General features: G+C 63.5%; 1 protein-coding gene. It reads right to left on the bottom strand.

Annotation, left to right across the window (positions count from 1 at the left end):
* Positions 1-30 precede the first annotated feature (30 nt).
* On the bottom strand, positions 31-834 hold an 804-nt coding region (locus ACFOSH_RS38560), incomplete at its 5' end, for an IS3 family transposase (protein ID WP_378245751.1).

Genomic DNA, 834 nt, shown 5'->3' with positions numbered 1-834 from the left:
TGGAGTGTTCCCGCTTTTGTGGACGCGGGTTTAGGCCGCGATTTCGTTGATGTTTCTGTATCCTAGCTCGTATTCTTGGGGTGTCAAGTATCCGAGCGTTGAGTGTCGTCGCTGGGTGTTGTAATAGGTTTCGATCCAGTCGAATGTCGCCTTCTTCAGATATTTGATGGTGGGCCATGGCCGGGTGTGGATGAGTTCTTTCTTGTAGGTTGCGAAGAAAGACTCGGAGACCGCGTTGTCGTAGCAGATTCCGGTGCGACCAAGGGATCGTCGGATATCGTTGTTCGTGCAGTATTCGGCGAATTCGCCAGAGGTGTATTGGGTACCGCGGTCGCTGTGGAAGATCACGCCATCGGCGGGGTTACGGCGGGCGATGGCCATATCGAGGGCCGCGGTGACCAGGCTGGTGCGCATGTGCTCGGCGACGGCCCAGCCGACCACGGCGCGGGAGTGCAGGTCGATGACGGTGGCCAGGTAGGCCCAGCCGTCCCAGGTCTTGACGTAGGTGATGTCGCCGCACCAGCGCTGATTGACCGTCTCGGCGGTGAAGTCGCGGCCGATCAGGTCTGGTGCCGGAACGGGCGCCTGACCTGCGACGGTGGTGCGTTTCCAGGGCTTGGGGTGGCGTCCTTGCAGGCCGGCGTCGCGCATGAGCCGCCAGACCCGCTTCGGGGCCACGGCGTGTCCGAGTGTGACAAGCTCGGCGTGTATCCGCCGCACGCCGGGGTTGCCACGCAGTCGCTCGTAGGCGTCCTTGATGACCGCGAGCAGGCCCGCGTCGGCCTGCTCGCGGTCGCTGGGTGCGCGGCGACGCCAGGCGTAGTAGCCCGAGCG

This window comes from Amycolatopsis speibonae, assembly GCF_042647925.1.
Lineage (GTDB): Bacteria > Actinomycetota > Actinomycetes > Mycobacteriales > Pseudonocardiaceae > Amycolatopsis > Amycolatopsis speibonae.
This window is presented reverse-complemented; position numbering and strand designations above follow the sequence as displayed.